The sequence below is a fragment of the Paraburkholderia antibiotica genome, assembly GCF_012927125.1.
GTDB lineage: Bacteria > Pseudomonadota > Gammaproteobacteria > Burkholderiales > Burkholderiaceae > Paraburkholderia > Paraburkholderia antibiotica.
The window spans coordinates 248,542-270,516 of sequence record NZ_JABBFZ010000006.1; the positions used below are offsets into that span (position 1 = coordinate 248,542).

General features: G+C 64.0%; 20 protein-coding genes. 14 read left to right on the forward strand and 6 right to left on the reverse strand.

The annotated features are described in order from the left end of the window. Positions 1–25 precede the first annotated feature (25 nt). Positions 26–1,051 (reverse strand): AraC family transcriptional regulator, encoded by a 1,026-nt coding sequence (locus tag HHL14_RS13720; protein WP_169498137.1) that lies wholly within the window; start codon positions 1,049–1,051, stop codon positions 26–28. A gap of 143 nt (positions 1,052–1,194) precedes the next feature. On the opposite strand from HHL14_RS13720, the gene HHL14_RS13725 reads away from it, so the two are divergent. The 8 genes from HHL14_RS13725 to HHL14_RS13760 all read left to right on the forward strand — a co-directional run bounded on the left by HHL14_RS13725 (position 1,195) and on the right by HHL14_RS13760 (position 9,981). Next, the gene (locus HHL14_RS13725; protein ID WP_169498138.1) at positions 1,195–2,127 is read left to right on the forward strand and encodes a BKACE family enzyme; all 933 of its coding nucleotides are present in this window, start codon (positions 1,195–1,197) and stop codon (positions 2,125–2,127) included. A 49-nt stretch (positions 2,128–2,176) separates the two neighbouring features. Continuing rightward, positions 2,177–3,520: an MFS transporter gene (locus HHL14_RS13730; RefSeq protein ID WP_169498139.1), complete on the forward strand. Its 1,344-nt coding sequence runs from the start codon at positions 2,177–2,179 to the stop codon at positions 3,518–3,520. 105 nt (positions 3,521–3,625) lie between these two features. Further along, complete coding sequence (locus HHL14_RS13735) at positions 3,626–4,417, forward strand: SDR family oxidoreductase (protein WP_169498140.1); 792 nt, start codon at positions 3,626–3,628, stop codon at positions 4,415–4,417. A gap of 177 nt (positions 4,418–4,594) precedes the next feature. Next, complete coding sequence (locus tag HHL14_RS13740; protein WP_169498141.1) at positions 4,595–5,290, forward strand: TetR/AcrR family transcriptional regulator; 696 nt, start codon at positions 4,595–4,597, stop codon at positions 5,288–5,290. 23 nt (positions 5,291–5,313) lie between these two features. Further along, the gene (locus HHL14_RS13745; protein ID WP_169498222.1) at positions 5,314–6,276 is read left to right on the forward strand and encodes an HlyD family secretion protein; all 963 of its coding nucleotides are present in this window, start codon (positions 5,314–5,316) and stop codon (positions 6,274–6,276) included. Beyond that, entirely contained in the window at positions 6,273–7,259 is a 987-nt protein-coding gene (locus HHL14_RS13750; RefSeq protein WP_169498142.1) for an ABC transporter ATP-binding protein, read from the forward strand. The genes HHL14_RS13745 and HHL14_RS13750 overlap by 4 nt, the downstream gene beginning before the upstream one ends. Continuing rightward, positions 7,256–8,407 (forward strand): ABC transporter permease, encoded by a 1,152-nt coding sequence (locus HHL14_RS13755; protein WP_169498143.1) that lies wholly within the window; start codon positions 7,256–7,258, stop codon positions 8,405–8,407. Before HHL14_RS13750 ends, HHL14_RS13755 begins: the two co-directional genes overlap by 4 nt. Positions 8,408–8,418: 11 nt before the next feature. After that, positions 8,419–9,981, forward strand: coding sequence for an efflux transporter outer membrane subunit (locus tag HHL14_RS13760; protein ID WP_169498144.1), 1,563 nt, complete (start codon positions 8,419–8,421; stop codon positions 9,979–9,981). Positions 9,982–10,126: 145 nt separating this feature from the next. Here the strand turns inward: HHL14_RS13760 and HHL14_RS13765 are convergent, their stop codons facing one another. The 5 genes from HHL14_RS13765 to benA form a co-directional block, all read right to left on the reverse strand. Next, a complete protein-coding gene (locus HHL14_RS13765; RefSeq protein WP_169498145.1) occupies positions 10,127–11,326 on the reverse strand; it encodes a benzoate/H(+) symporter BenE family transporter in 1,200 nt (399 codons plus the stop codon). 251 nt (positions 11,327–11,577) lie between these two features. Continuing rightward, positions 11,578–12,369, reverse strand: a complete 792-nt coding sequence (locus tag HHL14_RS13770) for a 1,6-dihydroxycyclohexa-2,4-diene-1-carboxylate dehydrogenase (protein ID WP_169498146.1) — start codon at positions 12,367–12,369, stop codon at positions 11,578–11,580. Position 12,370: 1 nt separating this feature from the next. Next, positions 12,371–13,387 carry a benzoate 1,2-dioxygenase electron transfer component BenC gene (gene benC / locus HHL14_RS13775; RefSeq protein WP_169498147.1) on the reverse strand — a complete coding sequence of 339 codons (1,017 nt, stop codon included), beginning with the start codon at positions 13,385–13,387 and terminating at the stop codon, positions 12,371–12,373. Positions 13,388–13,411: 24 nt separating this feature from the next. After that, a complete protein-coding gene (gene benB, locus HHL14_RS13780; protein ID WP_169498148.1) occupies positions 13,412–13,903 on the reverse strand; it encodes a benzoate 1,2-dioxygenase small subunit in 492 nt (163 codons plus the stop codon). Further along, the gene (benA, locus tag HHL14_RS13785; RefSeq protein ID WP_169498149.1) at positions 13,900–15,267 is read right to left on the reverse strand and encodes a benzoate 1,2-dioxygenase large subunit; all 1,368 of its coding nucleotides are present in this window, start codon (positions 15,265–15,267) and stop codon (positions 13,900–13,902) included. The genes benB and benA overlap by 4 nt, the downstream gene beginning before the upstream one ends. A 489-nt stretch (positions 15,268–15,756) precedes the next feature. On the opposite strand from benA, the gene HHL14_RS13790 reads away from it, so the two are divergent. The 6 genes from HHL14_RS13790 to HHL14_RS13815 all read left to right on the forward strand — a co-directional run bounded on the left by HHL14_RS13790 (position 15,757) and on the right by HHL14_RS13815 (position 21,859). Beyond that, entirely contained in the window at positions 15,757–16,683 is a 927-nt protein-coding gene (locus tag HHL14_RS13790; protein ID WP_169498150.1) for a LysR family transcriptional regulator, read from the forward strand. A 479-nt stretch (positions 16,684–17,162) separates the two neighbouring features. Beyond that, positions 17,163–17,921, forward strand: coding sequence for an ABC transporter substrate-binding protein (locus HHL14_RS13795; RefSeq protein WP_169498151.1), 759 nt, complete (start codon positions 17,163–17,165; stop codon positions 17,919–17,921). Between the two features lie 144 nt (positions 17,922–18,065). Further along, positions 18,066–18,755 carry an ABC transporter permease gene (locus tag HHL14_RS13800; protein WP_169498152.1) on the forward strand — a complete coding sequence of 230 codons (690 nt, stop codon included), beginning with the start codon at positions 18,066–18,068 and terminating at the stop codon, positions 18,753–18,755. Then, positions 18,752–19,465: an ABC transporter permease gene (locus tag HHL14_RS13805; protein WP_169498153.1), complete on the forward strand. Its 714-nt coding sequence runs from the start codon at positions 18,752–18,754 to the stop codon at positions 19,463–19,465. Before HHL14_RS13800 ends, HHL14_RS13805 begins: the two co-directional genes overlap by 4 nt. Before the next feature lie 36 nt (positions 19,466–19,501). Then, the gene (locus tag HHL14_RS13810) at positions 19,502–20,269 is read left to right on the forward strand and encodes an ABC transporter ATP-binding protein (protein WP_169498154.1); all 768 of its coding nucleotides are present in this window, start codon (positions 19,502–19,504) and stop codon (positions 20,267–20,269) included. A gap of 189 nt (positions 20,270–20,458) precedes the next feature. Beyond that, the gene (locus HHL14_RS13815) at positions 20,459–21,859 is read left to right on the forward strand and encodes an MFS transporter (RefSeq protein WP_169498155.1); all 1,401 of its coding nucleotides are present in this window, start codon (positions 20,459–20,461) and stop codon (positions 21,857–21,859) included. Positions 21,860–21,975: the final 116 nt, after the last annotated feature.

Below are 21,975 nucleotides of genomic sequence, written 5' to 3' on the forward strand. Positions count from 1 at the left end.
GGCGAAAGCCCGGGCGCCCGTCGCTTCACCCGCGCAACTCGTTCGGCCCCTTCCCCGTCCACCGCTTCAACGCGCGCCGGAAATTCGCGCCGTCGCTGAAGCCGAGCAGCATCGCGATGTCGTCGGTGCTCATGCGGGTCGTCTTCAGGTATTCGGTCGCGAGCGAACAGCGCACGTCGTCGACGATCGCGACGAACGACGTGCCCTCCGCTTCAAGCCGCCGACGCAGCGTGCGGCTCGTCATCTTCAGCATGCCGGCGGCTGCCTCCATGTCGGGAAACTCACCGGGCTTGCGCATCATCAGTTGATAGACCTCGCCCGACACGCCGACCGACGTTTTGGCCTGGCCGATCAGCCGGTCGCAGGTCTCCTGCAACAACGTGGCGGTGAGCCGGTGCGCGAGTTGCGGCCGCTGTTCGAGGATGCCGCTATCGTAGTGAAGCTCGCATTGCGGCTGATCGAAGTAGCACGGGCAACCGAGGTATTGCGGATAAAGCTCCGCATGCGCGGGCGCGGCATAGGAAAAGCACGCTTTGGTCGGCGGACAGCGTCGTCCGGCCACATCCTGAAGATGCGTGACGTGCTGCGTGAATTGCTGCTCGATCAGGAATTCGCTCAATTCCTTCGACGTACCCGACGTGAACGCATCGGGAAACGTCCAGATGCCTTCGTCGGGATACTCGGTCCATTCGATCGTCAGCGTCGGCGTGGCGAGCTGGTGGTACTTCACGCCGAGCCGGAAATAGTCGCGCAGCGACAGGCACGACATCAGCGCGTAACCGTACATCCCATACGCGGACAGATGCAGCCGCGAGCCGACGATAAATGGCGTGGCCGGACTGCACGACAACGAAATCGCATTGCGGCACACGGCGGCGTACTGCCGGACCGACGTCAGCGCGGCCGCGTCGTAAATGCGGTCGACCTCGACGCCGCTGCCCTTGAGGATGTCTTCCGGCGCGATGCCCTGCTCGCCGAGCACTTCGACGAGCGCCGCGATCTTGTACGGCGCGTAAATGCGCTCGTTCAGCAATGGCAATTTCGACGACACCGCTTCCCCCCAGAATGTCCCGCGACAACATCCGGCTGTCCGGAAATGACCTTTCCGGCGCAATCGTATCTCACTAGTATCGGTAGTACAACAGGCGGGTCCGTCGACGGACCGCCACCGATACACCGACCCAGGAGACACGCTTGCTCAACCGCAAAGTCATCATTTCATGCGCGGTCACCGGCGCGACGCATACGCCGTCGATGTCGGAATATCTGCCGCTCACGCCCGCGCAAATCGCCGCGCAATCGATTGAAGCGGCCGAGGCCGGCGCCGCGATCCTGCATCTTCACGCGCGCGACCCGCACGACGGCCGGCCCACGCCGTCGCCCGACGTGTTCCGTCAATTCGTCCCGCAGATCGTCGCGGCCACCGATGCGGTGATCAACATCACGACCGGCGGCAGCACGCGCATGACGCTCGCGGATCGCCTCGCCTATCCGCGCCTCGCGAAGCCGGAGATGTGTTCGCTCAACATGGGCTCGATGAACTTCTCGATCCATCCGATCGCGCAACGCATTTCGTCGTGGCGCTACGACTGGGAGAAGGACTACCTCGAAGGGATGGAAGACACGATCTTTCGCAACACCTTCAGGGACATCAAGCACATCCTGCTCGAACTCGGCGAGACCGGCACGCGTTTCGAGTTCGAATGCTACGACGTCGGCCACCTCTATAATCTCGCGCATTTCGTCGACCAGGGACTGATCAAGCCGCCGTTCTTCATTCAGTCGGTGTTCGGCATTCTCGGCGGACTCGGCGCGGATCCCGAGAACATGACGGTGATGCGCGCGACCGCGGATCGTCTGTTCGGCCGCGAAAACTATCATTTCTCGATTCTCGGCGCGGGCCGTCATCAGATGGCATTCGTGACGATGGGCGCGATCATGGGCGGCAACGTGCGCGTCGGTCTCGAAGACAGCGTGTATCTCGCGAAGGGTGTGAAGGCCGAAACGAATGCGCAGCAGGTGCGCAAGATTCGCCGCATTCTCGAAGAGCTGTCGTTCGACATCGCGACGCCGGCCGAAGCCCGGCAAATGCTCGGCCTGAAAGGCGCCGACAAGGTCAACTTCTAAGCGCGACGCAACCCGACAACAACAACGCGCAATATTTGGTGGAGACAACATGGCAAACCAGCTCACCGGCGACGGCAATCTGCTGCATCGTCTCGCGACGCACAAGGCAATGTGGCGGATCATTCCGCTAATGTGCGCGATCTATTTCATGTCGTATCTGGACCGCACCAACGTGTCGCTCGCGAAGGCCCGACTCGCGGCCGACCTCGGCATCAGCGCCGCCGCATACGGTCTCGGCGCGGGCATTTTCTTCATCGGCTACGCGCTGCTCGAAGTGCCGAGCAATCTCATCGCGCATCGGGTGGGGCCGCGCCGCTGGATCGCGCGGATCGCGGTCACGTGGGGCGCATTGTCGGCGGCGATGATGTTCGTGCAGGGCGAAGCGTCGTTCTACACGATCCGCGTGCTGCTCGGCATCGCCGAAGCAGGCTTGTTCCCGGCGCTAATGTATATGGTGACGCTGTGGTTCGCGCCGAAGGATCGTTCGATCGTGGTGGGCTGGATCTATATCGCGCCCGCGCTCGCGCTGGTGATCGGCAATCCGATCGGCGGCCTGCTGATGCAGATGGACGGCATCGGCGGTCTGCATGGCTGGCAATGGCTGTTCCTGATCGAAGGACTTCCGACCATCCTCGTCGGCGTGCTCGTCTGGTTCAAGCTGCCGGATCGGCCGTCCGACGCGCGCTGGCTCTCGCGCGACGAAGCGACCGTGCTCGAAGCGCGCGCGGTGCCCGAAGCCGCGCATGCGGGTCTCTTCTCGCCCGACTGGATCGCGGCACTGAAGCGCCCGGCCACCGTGCTGATCGGCCTGATCTATTTCCTCAATCAGGTCGCGCTGGTCGGGCTGGTGTTCTTCACACCGTCGATCATCCAGCAGATGCACGTGCAGTCGCCGTTCATGATCGGTCTGCTGTCGGGCGGCGTCGGTATCGGCTTTCTGATCGGCGTGCTGGTGGTGCCGCGCATTCATCGACGCGTAAGCAACGATTGCCGCTATCTCGGCGTGCTGACCGCGGGGCTCGTCGTCAGCGCGCTGCTGTTCAAGACGACGAACTGGGTGCCGGCGCAACTCGTGCTGTTCGTCGTGACCGCGTTCTTCGCGGGTGGCGTACTGCCGCTCTACTGGGCGATGTCGATGAAGTGGCTGCACGGCATCCAGGCCGCGGCCGGCCTCGCGTTCATCAATACGATCGGGCTGATCGGCGGCTTCGTCGGGCCTTATCTGTTCGGGCTAGCCGAGAGCGCGTCGGGTAAGAGTTCGTCGGGCCTCTCCGTGGTGGTCGGCGCGTCAATTCTCGGGCTGTTGCTGGTGCCGCTGCTGGCGAAGGCGATTCAATCGCAAGGGCTGGGCGACGCGGCGCCGAACCAGGCGCTGGTGAATGCGGAGTCGTAAGGCGCCGTGCCGAACCGGCGCGCGTACCAACTTCTATCGACGCTTATCGACGCGATTGACGCGTCACCGAATAGCCGAATACCGAACACGAACACGAACACGAATATGAAAACCATCGATCTTCTGAAACCCACCCCCGGTCTGCGCGTGCTGATTTCGGGCGCGGCCGCCGGCATCGGCGCGGCGATCGCGCAAGCGTTTCTCGACGTCGGCGCCAACGTCTACGTATGCGACGTCGACCCGGCCGCCATCGACAAGGCGAAAAGCGCAAACCCGCGCCTTCATGTCGGCGTCGCCGACGTGTCGAACCGCGAGCAGGTCGACCGCATCGTCGACGATGCCCGCAGCAAGCTCGGCGGACTCGACGTGCTCATCAACAACGCGGGCATTGCGGGGCCGACCGGCGGCGTCGACGAAATCGATCCGCAGCAGTGGGAACGCACGGTCGAGACGAACCTCAACAGCCAGTACTACTTCCTGCATCGCGCGGTGCCGCTGCTGAAGGAAACCTCGACGCAGCCGTGCATCATCGCGATGGCGTCGGTGGCAGGCCGGCTCGGCTACGCGTTCCGCACGCCGTATGCGGCGACCAAGTGGGCGATCGTTGGCATGGTGAAGTCGCTCGCGGTCGAACTCGGGCCGAGCAATATCCGCGTCAATGCGATTCTGCCGGGTGTCGTCGAAGGCGAGCGGATGGACCGCGTGATTGCCGCGCGCGCGCAAACGCTTGGCATCGACTTCGAGCAGATGAAGAGCGAGTACCTCGAAAAGATCTCGCTGCGCCGCATGGTCACCGTCGACGACATCGCCGCGATGGCGCTCTTTCTGGCGTCGCCGGCCGGCCGCAATGTGTCGGGTCAGGCGATCAGCGTGGATGGCAATGTCGAGTATCTGTAGTTCTTCGAAGTAACCGCGAACAAATAGCGAACAACGCGCCGCCGCTGGCCCAGCGGCGCCGTCCACCCGAGGCCAAGGCCAAGGCCCGGAGCCAGGGTTTCCCCTCCCTGACCTCGCCTGAAAATCTCCTACTATCAATGACTTAAAACTAACTAACTCATCAATTAGTCATTCGATATGAGCGCACCAGCCCGTCCCCGCACGGGTCGCCGTCCTCATGCGCAGGACTTCGACGCGCGCGAACATCTGCTCGATGTCGCCGTGGCGCTGTTTGCCGAGCGCGGCATCGCCAATACGACGGTCGCGCAGATCGCGGCGGCGAGCGGCGTGACGTCGGCGATGGTGCACTACTGGTTCCAGACGCGCGAAAAACTGCTCGATGCGCTCTTCGAGGAAAAGCTCGTCGCCGCGTTCGGCGTGATCTGGGATCCGGTCGATGCCGAGCACGACGATCCGCTCGCGCTCACGCAAGGTCTCGTCAAGCGGATGTTCGACGTCACCGAAAAAATGCCGTGGCTGCCTTCGCTATGGCTGCGGGAAATCGTCAACGAGGGCGGACTGCTACGCGAACGCGCGTTCGCGCACATCCCCGTGCATAGGCTTGCCGGATTTGCGCAGAACATCGCACGCGGCTGCGCGTCGGGCCAACTGAATACGCAGATCGAGCCGTTGCTGCTTTTCAACTCCGTGCTCGCACTCGTGATGCTGCCGCAGGCCACCGCGAAAATCTGGCAGCGTCTGAATCCGCGCGCCTCGTTCGGGCGTGCGTCGCTCGAACGCCATGTCGTCGCGCTGCTGACGCATGGAATGAGTGTGAATGCGGCGGACGCGCCGACACCTCCGGCTCGTCGCGCGAACAGGAAGCCGTCATGATTGCGCTCGCGCTCAAATTGCCGATGAAAGTCCCGCGGAAATCGCCGCTCACTGCCGTGCTCGCGCTGTGTCTCATCGTCGCGGGCTGCTCGCGACCACCCGCGAATACATGGCAAGGCTATGTGGAAGGCGAGTTCGTCTATCTCGCGTCGTCACAGGCCGGACAACTGACCGAATTGTCGGTAGCGCGCGGACAGACTGTCGCACAGGACGCGCCGCTCTTCACGCTCGAAGCGCGCAACGAGACCGAAGCCGTCGCGCAGGCCAACGAGCAACTCCGCGCGGCCCGTGCCCAACTCGCCGACCTCGGCACCGGCAAGCGCCCGCCGGAAGTCGACGTGACCCGCGCGCAACTCGTGCAGGCCGAAGCCGACGCGGCGCGCGCCGCGACCCAGTATCGTCGCGACGAACTGCAGCTGCGCGCGGGCGGCATCGCGCAAAGCCAGCTCGACGACTCGCGCGCCAATGCGCTGTCGAGCGCGGCGCGCGTGCGCGAACTGCAAAGCCAGGTGAGCGTCGCGCGACTGCCCGGACGTCTCGAACAGATCCGCGCGCAACAGGCGCAGGTCGACGCGGCCCAGGCTCAGCTCGGCCAGGCCCAATGGAAGCTCGATCAGAAAAGCGTGCGCGCGCCGCACGGCGGCCTCGTGTTCGACACGATGTATCGCAGCGGTGAATGGGTGCCGGCCGGCAGTCCGGTCGTGCGCCTGCTGCCGCCGGAAAACGTCAAGGTGCGCTTCTTCGTGCCCGAGGCGGTGGTCGGCTCGCTCGCGCCGGGCCGGCACGTGTCGATTCATTGCGACGGCTGCGCGGCCGACGTGCCCGCCGTGCTCAGCTTCATTTCGAACCAGGCCGAGTACACGCCGCCGGTGATCTACAGCAACGAAAACCGCTCCAAGCTCGTCTTCATGGTCGAAGCGAAACCGCAGCCGGCCGATGCGCCGAAGCTGCGCCCCGGCCAGCCCGTCATGGTGACGCTGCAATGAACACGCCCGCCGCCACCGCCGGCCACGCGAACGAACCCGTGTACGCGATCGACGTGCACGGGCTGAACAAGCATTTCGGCACGAAGCACGTCGTCAACGACGTATCGCTACGCGTGCGACGCGGCGAGATCTTCGGCTTTCTCGGTCCGAACGGCAGCGGCAAGACCACCTGCATCCGCATGATGTGCGGTCTGCTTACGCCCGACTCCGGCAGCGGCACGTGTCTCGGTTACGACATCGTGCGCGACAGCGCGCAGATCAAGCGACACGCCGGCTACATGACGCAACGCTTCTCCTATTGGGAAGACCTGACGATCCGCGAAAACCTCGACTTCGTCGCGCGCATCTACGAAATGAAGAATCGCCGCGAGGCGGTGGACCGCGCGCTCGAACAGCTCGGCCTCGCAAGCCGCGCGAAGCAACTGGCCGGCGCGCTGTCGGGCGGCTGGAAACAGCGCCTCGCGCTGGCCGCGTGCATGCTGCACGAGCCGGATCTGCTATTACTCGACGAGCCGACCGCGGGCGTCGATCCGAGCGCGCGGCGCGACTTCTGGGAAGAGCTGCACCGTCTCGCGGCAAACGGCATTTCCGTGCTGGTCAGCACGCACTACATGGACGAAGCCGAGCGCTGCCACAAGCTCGCCTATATCGCGTATGGCAAGCTGCTCGCGCAGGGTACGTCGCAGGAGATCATCGCGGCGCAAGGTCTCTCGACATGGGCCGTGTACGGCGCGAACCTCGTCGAACTCGGCGAGCAACTGCGCCGCTCGCCCGGCGTCGAACAGACGGTTGCGTTCGGTTCGTCGCTGCATGTGAGCGGCCCGGACACGCCCGCGCTACATGCGACGCTCGAAAAGCTGGCGCACTCGCAACCGTCGCTGCGGATCGAACCGCAGGACACCGGTCTCGAAGACGTCTTCATCTTCATGATGAACCGCTCGACCGACAACTACGCCGCATCGTCCGCGGATCAGGCATCGTGAAGCCGCTATCGTCGTTGCCGCGCTTTTCGCTGACCCGCTGGTGGAGCATCGTGCGTAAGGAGTTTCTGCAACTGAAACGCGACCGCGTGACGTTTGCGATGATGATCGGCCTGCCGATCATGCAAATGGCGCTGTTCGGTTTCGCGATCAACACCGACCCGAAGCATCTGCCGACCGCCGTGATCGCCGCCGATCACAGCGAGTTCACGCGCAGCTTCGTCGTCGCGATGCGCAACTCCGACTACTTCGACATCGTGTCGACACTGCCCGACGAAGAGTCCGGCCGCCGCGCGCTCGCGCAAGGCAAGGTGCTGTTCGTGCTGAACATTCCGGTCGGCTTCACGCGCGAGCTGGTCAAGGGCGCGCATCCTTCGCTGCTCGTCGAAGCCGACGCGACCGACCCGACCGCGGTCTCCACCGCGCTCGGCGCGCTGCCGTCGATCGTGCAATCGGTGCTGCAGAAGGACCTCACGGGTCCGCTCACCTCGCTCGCGAGCGGCCCCACCGCGTTCGACGTGCAACTGCACCGTCTCTACAACCCCGAGAGCGTGACCCAGTACAACGTCGTGCCGGGCCTGATGGGCGTGATCCTGACGATGACGATGGTCATGATGACCGGCCTCGCGATCACCCGCGAACGCGAGCGCGGCACGATGGAAAATCTGCTCGCCACACCGGTGCTGCCAATGGAAGTGATGACCGGCAAAATCGTGCCTTACGTGGCGATCGGCCTGGTCCAGGTGAGCATCATTCTGGTCGCCGCGCGCTTCGTGTTTCATGTGCCGTTCGAGGGCAGCCTCGTCGCGCTGTATCTGTCCGCGCTGCTGTTCGTCGCGGCCAATCTGACCATCGGCATCACGTTGTCGTCGCTCGCGCAAAACCAGTTGCAGGCGATGCAACTGACAATGTTTTACTTCCTGCCGAACATCCTGCTCTCCGGCTTCATGTTTCCGTTCGCGGGCATGCCGAAGTGGGCGCAGTTCATCGGCAACCTGCTGCCGCTCACCTATTTCAACCGGCTCGTGCGCGGCATTCTGCTCAAGGGTGTCGGGTGGACCGACATGTGGCCGCACGTGTGGCCGCTGCTGATCTTTCTGTGTGTGGTGATGGGCATTGCCGTGAAGTTCTACCGGCGCACGCTCGATTGAGGAAGGCCGCCATGGATGCCGCTTTTGCCTTTCGTTGTCGCGCTGTTCGTTGCGCTCCCGTACGTTGCGCTGCTGTTCGTTACAGCGCCGTTCGTAGCAACGCGTTGCTTGCGGCTGTGCAGCGGCTTGCCGTCTGCGGCGTGGGTGTGGTGCTCAGCGCATGCACCGTTGGCCCCGATTTCCATCGCCCCGACGCGGTCGCGGTGTCGAGCTACACCACCGCACCGCTCGCGGCGAGCACCGTCGCATCGGCGGACCCCGGCGGTGCCGCGCAACACTTCGTGCCCGCGCAGACGCCAGGCGACGGCTGGTGGCGCGCGTTCGGCTCGCCGCTGCTGGACACGCTCGTCCAGCAGGCACTCGACGACAGCCCGACGCTCGCCGAGGCCCGCGCGAAACTCGAACAGGCGCAGCAGGACTATCGCGCGCAGGCAGGCGGCACACAATGGCCGAGCGTCGACGCGAATCTTTCCACAACACGCGAGAAGGTCGATCCGCAAGCACTCGGCTTCGGCGAACTCGCGCAGGGCCGCAGCTTCGCGCCGTTCACGCTGTACAGCGCGCAGGTCACGGTGTCGTACACGCTCGATCTGTTCGGCGCGAATCGCCGTGCGCTCGAAGCGGTGGCCGCGCAGGTCGACTATCAGCAGTACGAACTCGAGGCCGCGCGCCTGACGGTCGCCGGCAATGTCGTGACGGCGGCGATCCGGCGCGCGTCGCTCGCGCGGCAGATCGCGCTCACCGAAGCACTGCTCGCTATCCAGACGGAGCAACTCGACATCGCCGGGCGGCGCTATCAGGCAGGCGGAATCGCCGAGGTCGATCTGTTGAGCCAACGCACGCTGGTGGAGCAAACGCGCGCGAGCTTGCCGCCGTTGCGCACCCAGCTCGCGCAGACCGATCACCAGCTCGCGATCTATCTGGGCCGGGCCCCGGCTGAACTCGCGACCACGCACGATCTCGCCTCGCTCGATCTCGATACCCTGGTGCTGCCGACCGATCTGCCGCTGACCTTACCGTCGACGCTCGCGCAACAGCGGCCCGACATCCGCGCGTCCGAGGCGCTGTTGCATCAGGCCAGCGCGAACGTCGGCGTCGCGACCGCGAATATGTATCCGCGCATCACGCTGTCGGGCAGCGCGGCGACGGAACGCCTGAACGTGGCGGATCTGCTGACGGGGTTCAATGTGTGGAGTTTCGGTGCGGGTCTCACGCAGCCGCTCTTTCACGGCGGCGAGCTGCTGGCTCGCAAGCGTTCGTCCGAAGCGGCGTGGCAGGCGGCGCTCGCCGTCTACAAACAGACCGTGCTGCAAGGGCTGCAACAGGTCGCCGACGCGCTGCGTGCGCTCGATCAGGATGCGCTCGCGCTGCAGGCACTCGACGCCGCGCAGCGCAGCGCGCAACGCGCCGCCGGTATCGCCGGTGAGCGCTATGCGGCGGGCGGGATCAGTCAGTTGACGCTGCTCGACACGCAACGGCAGGCCTTGCAGACGGGACTCGATCGCACCAAAGCCGCCGCGCAACGCTATGCCGATACGGCGGCGCTGTATCAGGCGCTTGGCGCGCGGCCGTGAGCTGTGTGAGCCATAAGCCGCGAGGCTCAAGCCCGTAAGCCGTCGAAGCCGAAGCCAAGCCCGGCACGAAAGCCGCGCAACCCGTGCCCGCATCGGCCGCCTGCAATGAAGGTTGGCTGCCGTTCGCGCGGTCGCCGAACCGCAATCAGCGCCGTACCTTGTTCAACACCAGATACGCGAACGTGCCGATCACGATGCCCCAGAACGCGGAGCCGAGGCCGAGGAAGGTCATGCCCGACGCGGTCGCCAGAAACGTGATGACCGAGGCTTCGCGATGGTCTTCGTCCTGGATCGCGCCCATCACGTTCGTCGTGATCGCGCCGATCAGCGCAAGGCCCGCGAGAATCGCGACGAACTCTTTCGGCAACATCGTGAACAGCGCAACGATCGCGCCGGCGAAAGTGCCGCCGATCAGATAGAACACACCGTTTGCAATGCCGGCGATATAGCGCCTGTCGGCATCGTCGTGCGCATCCTTGCCGGTGCACAGCGCCGCGGTAATCGCGGCGATCACGATCGTGATGCCGCCGAAAAACGCCACGCCGATCGACGCGATACTCGTCGCGGTAATGATCGGCCTGGCCGGCGTGTGATAGCCGGACACACGCAGAATCGCCATGCCAGGCAGAAACTGCCCGGTCAGACTCACGACGACGAGCGGCAACGCGAAGCTCAGCGTCGAACCCAGCGTCCATTCGGGCTGGATGAAAATCGGCCGCGTGGCATGCAGCGGCAACTCGCTCAGATGCGCGTCGCCCAGCGCGATGGCGAGCACCACCCCCGTCAACAGCACCAGCACGATGCAATAGCGCGGCAAACAGCGCTTGAAAACGATGTACGCGGCGATCATGCCGAACGCCAGCGCCGGCATCGACGCGGCGGCCGCGAACGCGTGCGTGCCGAACTGCAGCAGAATGCCGGCCATCATCCCGCAGGCGATGCCTTTGGGAATACTGCGCACCATCCGGTCGAAATAGCCGGACACGCCGATCAGCAGAATGATCACCGCCGCGGTGATGTACGCGCCGACCGCCTGATGCAGCGTCAGCGCCGGAAACAGACCGACCAGCAGCGCGGTGCCGGGCGCCGACCATGCGGTGACAACCGGCACTTTCAGTTTCCAGCTCGCGAAGATGCCCGACACGGCCGCGCCGATCGAGATGCCCCATACCCACGAAGCCACCATCTCGTTGGGCATGTGCGCCGCTTGCGCCGCCTGAAAGAAGATCACGAGCGGACCGGCGTAGGAAATCAGCACGGCCAGAAAACCCGCCACGATGGCGGAAACCGACCAGTCGGTCGCGATGGAGCGCGTCGTCGGCGCCTGACTATTCGTGGAATTCATCGTTGATATGGGTCGAGGCAGTGCGCCAGGCCTGAACCGAAGCGCGTTGCGCGCGTTCAGGCAGCGAGATCGTTCCGGGCCGACAGTATGGAGGACAACCGCAGCGGAGCATATGGGCACCGTTCATATTTTCCGCGTCATTTCCGCGTAATGCGAAGGGAGGAGCGAACAGCAACAGGAAGGGCATCGGCGCGAGCCGTTTCGGCCGCGCGCGATGCCCCGTTGTATGGCGAGCCGAAGCGCGCCGGGCTTTAACCCAGGTCGCCGCCGCCGACCGGCAGTACCGTGCCGGTGATGTACGACGCTTCGTCCGATGCGAGGAACAGGATCGCGTTGACCTGTTCGTCGATCGTGCCATAGCGATGCATCAGGCTCGACCCGATGGTCTGATCGACGATGCCCTGGTACCACGTCGCTTCCTGCTCGCTTTGCGGCGCGGTGTTGCGCGGCACGCGGCGCGGCGGCGCTTCGGTACCGCCGGTCGCGATCGCGTTGATACGAATGCCGCGCTCGGCGTTCTCGAACGCGAGGCTCGCGGTCAGCGCATTGACGCCGCCCTTCGACGCCGCATACGGCACGCGGTAAATGCTGCGCGTCGCAATCGACGACACGTTGACGATCGCGCCACTGCTGCGCTTGAGCATCTCCGGCAGCACCGCATGGCAGCACCACAGCGTCGGGAACAGCGAGCGCCGCACCTCGGCTTCGATCTGCTCGGCCTCGTAGGCTTCGTACGGCTTCGCCCAGATCGTGCCGCCGACGTTGTTGATCAGCGCGTCGATGCGACCGAACGTGTCGATTGCGAACGCCGTCATCGCGAGCGCGCCCGCATAGGTTTCGAGGTCGGCGATGAACGCGCGCGCCTCGCCGCCTGCGCGTGCGATTTCCTCGGCCACTTCGTGCACGATCGGCGAACGGTCGACCAGCACCACAGCCGCGCCTTCGCGCGCCGCGCGCAACGCGACGCCGCGGCCGATGCCCTGACCCGCGCCGGTCACGACGAGAACCTTGTCCTTGAAGCGATCGATAAAGGTCGAAGTCATATCAGTTGCTCGGCGAGAATTTTTCGTAGTAGAAGTTCGCTGGCTCGACGCTGCCGTCGCGCAGCCAGCCCTGCACCGCTTCGACCATCGCCACCGGCCCGCACAGATAGACATCGACGTCGCCGCTGTTCAGCCACTCGCTGTCGACGTGCGCGGTGACGTAGCCCTTGCGCTCATGGCCGCTCGCCGCGTCGACGACGCAGGTGCGGTAGCTGAAGTTCGGCAGCGTGCGCTGCGCTTCTTCGAGCTGTTCAAGCGCGACCAGATCGATGTCGTTGGTCACACCGTACACCATCCGCACCGGCTGCGTGTTGCCGCTCGCCTTCAGCACGTCGAGCATCGACAGGAACGGCGCGATGCCGGTGCCGCCAGCGAGGAACAACACGGGACGCTGCGGGTCGCGCAGATAGAAGCTGCCATACGGGCCGGTGAAGCCAATGCGCTGACCCGGCTGCGCGTCGTTGCTCAGGTAGCCGCTCATCTTGCCGTCCGGCACGTTGCGCACGACGAACGCCGCGCGCGTCGCGCCCGGCGCCGAGCTGAACGAGTACGAGCGATGCTCGCCGGTCATGCCCGGAATCTCGACGTTCACGTACTGGCCCGCGAGAAAGCTCGGCGCGCTCGCGCCATCGATGTCGATCGAGAAGTGGATCGTCGAATCCGACAGACGCTCGACTGCCGCGAGCGTGCCCTCGAAACGCGACACACCGGTCTTGCACGCCGCCGACGATGCCTGCACGCGCACCACCATGTCCGAACGTGGCCGCGTCTGGCACGCGAGGATATAGCCCTGGCCCGCTTCTTCGGGGGTCAGTGCGTCCTCGACGTAACTCTCCTCGGGCAGATCGTAGGTACCCGACTCGCACATCCCGCGGCACGTACCGCATGCGCCTTCGCGGCAGTCGAGCGGAATGTTGATCTTCTGCCGATACGCGGCATCCGACAGCGTTTCGTTCTCGCGGCAGCTGATAAAGCGCGTCACGCCGTCTTCGAACTGAAGTGCAATAGTGTGTTCCATAGCTGGCTCCTGAAACCGCACCGGCTAGATGTGGTAGATGTCGATAACCTGATTGATGTAGTCGTTCTTCAGTACGACGTACTTGCTCAGGATTTGCGGCTGCGCGCCGTTGAAGTCGATCACGTAGCGCGACATGCCGAAGTAGCTGTAATTCGTGCGATAGCGATGGCTCAGCGTGTGCCAGTTGAAGCGCACCGTGTAGACACCGTTCTCCTCGCTCTCCACTTCGACGTTGGCCACGTTGTGGCTCGTGCGCGTGTCGGGCATCGTCGCGCTCGAACGCTCGGTCTTGATGCGGAACACGCGGTCTTCGAGGCCCAGGCGGTTCGGGTAGTAGATCAGCGAGATCTCGCGCTGCGGATCGGTGACGAGCTTGTCCTCGTCATCCCACGACGGCATCCAGAACGATGCGTCCGGGTGATAGCAGGTCAGCCACTCGTCCCACTGCTCGTCGTCGAGCAGGCGGCTTTCGCGGAACAGGAAGGCCTGAATGTCGGTGATGGCGATCTTGCTCATGCGAGGCTCCCTTGCGCGTTCAGCGCTTTTTTCATCGTGTCGACCCAGTAACGGTGCTGCACCGTGTAAAGCCCTTCGTCTTCGGTCTTCACGCCGCTCATCACCGGGTTCAGGCCGATGCGTTGCGCCGCTTCGTCCGGACCGTCGATCCAGTGCTTCGAACCACGGCACATGTCGTTCCATTCGACCGCGCGACCCGCGTAGCCGAGCTGGCAGGCGCGGAATTCCTCGAGGTCGTCGGGCGTCGCCATACCGCTGACGTTGAAGAAGTCTTCGTACTGACGGATGCGGCGCGAGCGCGCTTCGTCGGACTCGCCCTTCGGCGCGATGCAGTAGATCGTCACTTCGGTCTTGTTGACCGACAGTGGACGCAGCACGCGAATCTGCGAGCCAAACTGGTCCATCAGGTACACGTTCGGATAGAGACACAGGTTGCGCGAGTTCTGGATCATCCAGTCCGCGCGCTCGGCGCCGCAGCGTGCGGCGAATTCTTCGCGGCGGCTGAAGTTCGGCCGGTCTTCCGGATTGGACCAGCGCGTCCACAGCAGCATATGGCCGTGCTCGAACGCGTAGAAACCGCCGCCCTGACGTCCCCAGGTACCGGCGTCCATCGCGCGGATGTTGTCTTCGCGCGCGTTCTCTTCCTTGCGGTGATTGGTGGTTGCCGCGTAGTTCCAGTGCACCGCCGACACGTGGTAGCCGTCCGCGCCGTTTTCGGCGGTCAGCTTCCAGTTGCCTTCGTACGTGTAGGTCGACGAACCGCGCAGCACTTCCAGTCCGTCTTCCGACTGGTCGACGATCATGTCGATGATGCGGGCGGCCTCGCCGAGGAACGTCTCGAGCGGCGGCACGTCTTCGCTCAGGCTGCCGAACAGGAAGCCGCGATAGTTGGCGAAGCGCGCGAGCTTCTTCAGATCGTGCGAGCCTTCCTTGTTGAAGCAGTCGGGATAGCCAGCTTCCGTCGGGTCTTTGACCTTCAGCAGCTTGCCGCTGTTGTTGAACGTCCAGCCGTGGAACGGGCAGGTATAGGTTGCCTTGTTGCCGCGCTTGTGGCGGCACAGCATCGCGCCGCGGTGCGTACACGAATTGATGAACGCGTTCAGTTCGCCCTGACGATTGCGCGCGATCACGACCGGCTGACGGCCCATGTAGGTCGTGAAGTAATCGTTGTTGTTCGGCACCTGGCTCTCATGCGCGAGATAAATCCAGTTGCCCTCGAAAATGTGCTGCATTTCGAGTTCGAACAGACGTTCGTCGGTGAAGGCGCTGCGGTGCAGGCGGTAGTCGCCGCTCTCGCGGTCTTCCACGAGGAAGTCGTCGATGTTCTTCAGTTGCGGAGTGTGATCCGGGTAGATCGGAATCATGGTTGTCTCCTGATGCGGACAGTCGGTGCGCGCAAAGCGCGCGCGTAGGGAACAGCCTGCCTGCGGCGAGGCCGGTTGATTTGGTCTTGTTACGTCGGGGAATGGAGGCGGGGTGCCTCCGTCGAAGCTCAGGCCACGGTGCGTAGGCGCGAGACCTTCAGCACGGGAAGCGCGACCTGGTGCCTGAGCGGATCCACTTGCGGATCCGCTTTGCATTGCGCGGTATCGCCAGAGAACCCTTTCATAAGGGTTTCGATTTCAGCATGTCTCATTGCTGCTCCTGAACTCTTTCTAGGTCTTGGATCCCATGCGCCAGCGAGGCTCGCGCAGTCTCCGGGGGGACCGACCGACGCTTTCGACCAGAACCGAGTGTCAATGCCCGGAAGGTATAATTTTTCGGTGCGTCTGCCGTAACTGAAGGATAGTTGCCCATCATTCGCATCGTCCAACACTGATTTAGTATCACGACGATACTTAAAAGGTATTTTTATGGAACTGCGTCATCTGCGCTACTTCGTGGCGGTTGCCGAAGAATGCAACGTCACCCGGGCCGCCAAACGTCTGCACATTGCGCAGCCCCCGCTCAGCCGCCAGATCCAGCAACTCGAAGACACGCTCGGCGTGCAACTGTTCGAGCGCAATTCTCGGCCGCTGAAGCTGACCGAGGCGGGCCGCTTCTTCTATTCGCACGCGGTGCAGTTGCTCGCGCAGACCACCGAAATCGAGGCGATGACGCGGCGGGTCGGCAAGATCGAGCGCAGTCTGTCGGTCGGCTTCGTCGGCTCGACGTTGTACGGGATGCTGCCGAAGATCATCCGGCGCTTTCGCACCGAGAACAGCGCGGTCGAGCTGAGCCTGCACGAGCTGTCGACGATGGATCAGATCAAGGCCCTGAAGGAAGGCCGTATCGACGTCGGCTTCGGCCGTATTCGCCACGAAGACCCGAGCATCCGACGCGTCGTGCTGCGTGAGGAGCGGATGATCGTCGCGCTGCCGATGGGGCATCCGCTGGTCGATACGAAACCGGTATTGTCGCTGCACGATCTCGTCAGCGAAACGCTGATCATCTTTCCGAAGTCGCCGCGGCCGAGTTATGCGGACCAGGTGCTCGCCGCGTTTCACGATCGCGCGTTGAAGCCGCATCGGCTGTACGAAACCCGCGAGTTGCAGATCGCGCTCGGGCTGGTCGGCGCGGGCGAAGGCATTTCGATCGTGCCGGCCAGCGTGAACGGGCTGCAGCGCGGCGACGTCGCATACAAGGACCTCGACGACCCGAACCTCGTGTCGCCGATCATCATGAGCATGCGTATGCTTGATGAATCGGCCGACATCAAGCGGATGCTCGAGCTGATCTACACGCTCTACGAAGAAGGGCACATGACGTATCAGCAGCCTTCGCATCAAGAGCAGCGGTAGCATCAGTAGCAGCGGTAGCGCGGTTTCACCCTCCTCTTTCTTCCCTCCCCCTCGCATCGCACCGATGGCGCCCACCCGTCTTGCAGCATCGTCGCAAGGCGAGGCGCTTGCGCGCGTCCTCGCACGCATCCGGACAGATCCCTACTGGCGCGCAGCCGCAACCAAGTTGTATGGACAAGATGTTTCACGTGAAATAAATCGCCGCCAAAAATAAAAATCAGGCACCGGCCACAGGTTCCACAAATTCGCCGCAAACCCATATAAATAAAGCGTTTATACGGATTTCACCGCAGCACAAAAACCCTACCCTAGGCACTAACCCCGATTGTTCGTCTTTACCTGTACGGGATAATTTGTCTATACAACATAGCACCCCAGAGCATGGGCCACCACACCCGGACATGTTCAGGTCCACGCCCGCAAGGCAAGGCTGCCGTTGCCCGAAATTCCAGATCAGGCCGTCCAACCCCGGAGACTTTATGAAGAAACTTGCCTTGTCCGTCGCCATCGCGCTCGCCGCCAGCGGCGCGTTCGCCAAAGAGTGGTCCACCGTGCGCTTCGGCGTCGATGCGAGCTACGCGCCGTTCGAATCGAAAGCGCCTGACGGCAAGCTGGTCGGCTTCGACGTCGACCTAGGCAACGAAATCTGCCGCCGCCTGAATGCGAAGTGCGTGTGGGTCGAACAGGACTTCGACGGGATGATTCCGGGCCTGAAGGCGAAGAAATTCGACGGCGTGCTGTCGTCGATGACGATCACGCCGCAGCGCGCCGAGCAGGTCGCGTTCTCGACCAGGCTGTTCAATACGCCGACGCGCCTCATCGCGAAGAAAGGCGCGCCGCTGCAGCCGACGGCCGCGTCGCTGAAGGGCAAGACGATCGGCGTCGAACAAGGCACGATCCAGGAAACCTACGCCAAGGAAAACTGGGCGCCCAAGGGCGTGAACGTGCTGCCCTACCAGAACCAGGATCAGGTCTACGCCGACCTGCTGACGGGCCGCCTCGACGCCGCGCTGCAGGACGAAGTGCAGGCCGACATCGGCTTCCTGAAGACCCCGCGCGGCGCGGGCTTCGCGTTCGCCGGCGCGGAAATCCCGACCGGCGCGGCCGCGATCGGCCTGCGCAAGGACGACCCGGAACTGAAGGACAAGATCGACAAGGCGATCGCCGACATGATCAAGGACGGCACGTACAGGAAGATCGAGTCGAAGTATTTCTCGTTCGACGTGTACGGCGGCTAAGCCCCCGTTCGCCTGACGCGTGCCGATCCGCAACGATCGGCTAGTCGCGCGCGCGGCCGGGCCCTTGCCCACGCCGCGCTCGTCCACCCAGGCCCTGGCCTTTCGCGCCGCCACGCGCAGCGCGCCTTCATCAAGGACACTCCCATGAATTTTCACGGCTTCGGTCCGCTGCTCCTCGCGGGCACGTGGGAAACCATCAAGCTCGCGCTGCTGTCGCTCGTGGCGGCGTTCGTGCTCGGCCTCGCCGGCGCGGCCGCCAAGCTATCGGCCAACCGCATCCTGTCGCGCATCGGCACGCTGTACACGACGCTGATCCGCGCGGTGCCCGACCTCGTGCTGATGCTGCTGCTCTTCTACAGCATCCAGATCTGGCTCAACGATCTGACCGACGCGGTCGGCATCGACCAGATCGACATCGATCCGTTCGTGGCCGGCGTCATCACGCTGGGCTTCATCTACGGCGCGTATTTCACCGAGACGTTTCGCGGCGCATTCCTGTCCGTACCGCGCGGCCAGCTCGAAGCGGGCTTCGCCTACGGCATGAGCGCGCGGCGCGTGTTCACGCGCATCCTGTTTCCGCAGATGATGCGCTTCGCGCTGCCCGGCATCGGCAACAACTGGCAGGTGCTCGTGAAAGCGACCGCGCTGGTGTCGATCATCGGTCTCGCCGATGTCGTGAAAGCCTCGCAGGACGCGGGCAAAAGCACGCAATCGTTTTTCTTCTTCACGCTCGTCACCGGCGCCATTTATCTGGCCATCACGACGGTGTCGAATCTCGCACTGAAACGCCTCGAGAAACGCTACTCGATCGGCGTGCGGAGGGCCGCGCTGTGATCGAACTGATTCGTCAATACTGGCCGAACTATCTGTACACCGATGGTTTCAACTACAACGGCCTCGTCATCACGCTGTGGCTGCTGGTGGTCTCCGTCGGGCTCGGCTTCGCGCTGGCGGTACCGCTCGCGATCGCGCGCGCCTCGCGCAACCGCTATCTCTCCGGTCCCGTGTGGCTCTATACGTACGTGTTCCGCGGCACCCCGCTCTACGTGCAACTGCTGCTGTTTTATACCGGCCTCTACAGCCTGCATTTCATCCACGAGCACGAGATGCTGAACAGCTTCTTTCGCAATGCGATGTATTGCACGCTGCTCGCGTTCACGCTGAACGAATGCGCGTACGCCACCGAGATTTTCGCCGGCGCGATCAAGGAGACGTCGCACGGCGAGATCGAGGCAGCCCTCGCGTACGGGATGTCGAAATACAAGCTCTATACGCGCATCATCCTGCCCTCGGCGCTGCGGCGCTCGCTGCCCTCGTACAGCAACGAGGTGATCCTGATGCTGCACGCGACGACGCTCGCGTTCACCGCGACCGTCCCCGACATCCTGAAGGTTGCGCGCGACGTGAACTCCGCCACCTATGCCACTTTTCAGGCGTACGGCATCGCGGCGATCCTCTACGCGGCGATCGTGTTTTCGCTGATCTGGGGCTTCCGCAAGATGGAAATCCGTTTGCTGGCTTACCTGAAACCGCAAGGGCATTAACCCTGGCGCATGCGCGCCATGATGGAGCACAAGAGCATGTACAAGCTGACAGTCGACGACCTGCACAAGAAGTTCGGCGAAAACGAGGTATTGAAGGGCGTCTCGCTCAAGGCCAGGGCGGGCGACGTGATTAGCCTCATCGGGTCGAGCGGCTCCGGGAAAAGCACCTTCCTCAGGTGCATCAATTTTCTCGAATCGCCGTGCTCGGGACGCATCACGCTGAACGGCGAAGAGATTCAAACGAGCGTCGATCGCGGCGGCTCGCTGCGCGTAAGCAATCCGAAGCAATTGCAGACGATGCGTACGCGTCTGTCGATGGTGTTCCAGCATTTCAATCTGTGGGCGCACATGACGGTACTCGAGAACATCATCGAGGCGCCGATCAGCGTGCTCGGACTGAGCCGGGCGGACGCCGAGGCGCGCGCCCGCAAGTATCTGACCAAGGTCGGATTGCCTGCCAATACCGAGCAGAAATATCCGTCGCATCTGTCGGGCGGTCAGCAGCAGCGCGTGGCGATTGCCCGCGCGCTGGCAGTGGAGCCCGAAGTGATGCTGTTCGACGAGCCGACCTCGGCGCTCGATCCGGAACTGGTCGGCGAAGTGCTGCGGGTGATGCAGGCGCTCGCCGAGGAAGGTCGCACGATGATCGTCGTCACGCACGAAATGGGCTTTGCGCGCAACGTGTCGAATCATGTGGTGTTCCTGCATCAGGGCAAGATCGAGGAACAGGGGCATCCGCACGAGGTGCTGACGAGTCCGCGCAGCGAGCGTTTGCAACAGTTCCTGGCGGGGCGTTTGAAGTAAGCGGCACCGGGCCAGCAGGCCCGTGGGCTAGCGGCTCGGCAGGCCGGCGGCCCAGGCCGAAGGGGGTAGCCGTGATCCCGGTATCGGGCGTTGCCTTGCTCTGGCGAGTCAGAGTTGCAACAATGCACACGCGACGGTGCTGGCCCAGCACGCCGTCGCGCGTGCCATCCCCTTCGACTCGCTTGCACCATGACCGACGGCCTGCCCAATCCCCAACGTGCGTTTGCGTTCCTCGCGATTGCCATCGCGATGACGATGTCGGTTCTCGATACCTCCATCGTGAACGTCGCCCTGCCCACCATCAGCAACGAGCTCGCGGTATCGCCCGCGAACGCGATCTGGGTCGTCAACGCGTATCAGCTGGCGATCACCGTATCGCTGCTGCCGCTCGCGGTGCTCGGCGACAGTCTCGGTTACAAACGGGTCTACTGCGCGGGGCTCGCGCTCTTCACGCTGGCGTCGTTCGCCTGCGCGAATGCGCACACGCTGCCGCTGCTTGCGATCGCGCGCGTGTTCCAGGGCTTCGGCGCGGCCGGCATCATGAGCGTCAATATCGCGCTGGTGCGCTTCATCTATCCGAAGGCGCGACTCGGTGTCGGCGTCGGCTATGCGTCGCTGGTGGTGGCCGTGTCGTCGGCGGCGGGGCCGAGTATCGCGTCGGCGATTCTGTCGATCGCGCACTGGCAGTGGCTGTTTCTCGTCAACGTGCCGCTCGGCGTGCTGGCGTTGTCGATCGGCGCGCGCACCCTCCCCGCCACGCCGACCTCCGCCGCCCGCCTGAACGGCGTGAGCGTCGTGCTCAACGCGCTCAGCTTCGGCCTGCTGATCTCCGGTCTCGCCGCATTCGGCGAAGCCGGCGCGACCCGGCGCGGCCTCATCATGGTCGCGGTCGCGCTGGTGGCCGGCGTGCTGTTCGTGCGACGCGAAAACCGGCTCGCCACGCCGATGCTGCCGATCGACCTGCTGCGCATGCCGGTGTTTTCCCTGTCGATGGCGACGTCGATCTGCTCGTTCGCCGCTCAAACGATGGCCTTCATCGTGCTGCCGTTCTATTTCGAGCAGACGCTGAAGCTTTCGGAAACCCAGACCGGCTTTCTGATGACGCCGTGGCCGCTCGTCACCGCGTTGATCGCGCCGATCGCGGGCCGGCTGTCCGACCGGATCGCGCCCGGACGCATCAGCAGCGTCGGGCTCCTCGTGCTGGGCTGCGGACTCGCGCTGCTGTGCCAGCTCGACGCTGCGTCGACCTATCTCGACGTCGCGTGGCGGCTCGCGATCTGCGGGCTTGGCTTCGGGCTGTTCCAGTCGCCGAATAATCGCGTGATTATCGGCAGCGCGCCGCGGCATCGCAGCGGCGGCGCGTCCGGCCTGCAATCGATGGGACGCCTCGTCGGCCAGTCGAGCGGCGCCGTCACAGTCGCCATCGTGTTCGGGCTCGTGCAGGGCCGGCACATCGCGCTGATTGCCGGCATCGCCGCGGCGCTTGCGTTGATCGCGGCCTGCGCCAGCTCGATGCGGCGGATGGCGGATCCGGTCGATAGCGCTCCGGACGGTGGTGGTGTGCAGAAGCAGCCGGTGTCGGAGCGGTAGGGGCGCATGCGGGAGGCGCATGCGGCGTAAGTACGGCGCACTGTGTGCAGCGCGCCTGACTGCGCGTGATGCTTGTGCCGCGCCACACGGGTGATATCGCGCCGCCGCCGCCCTCA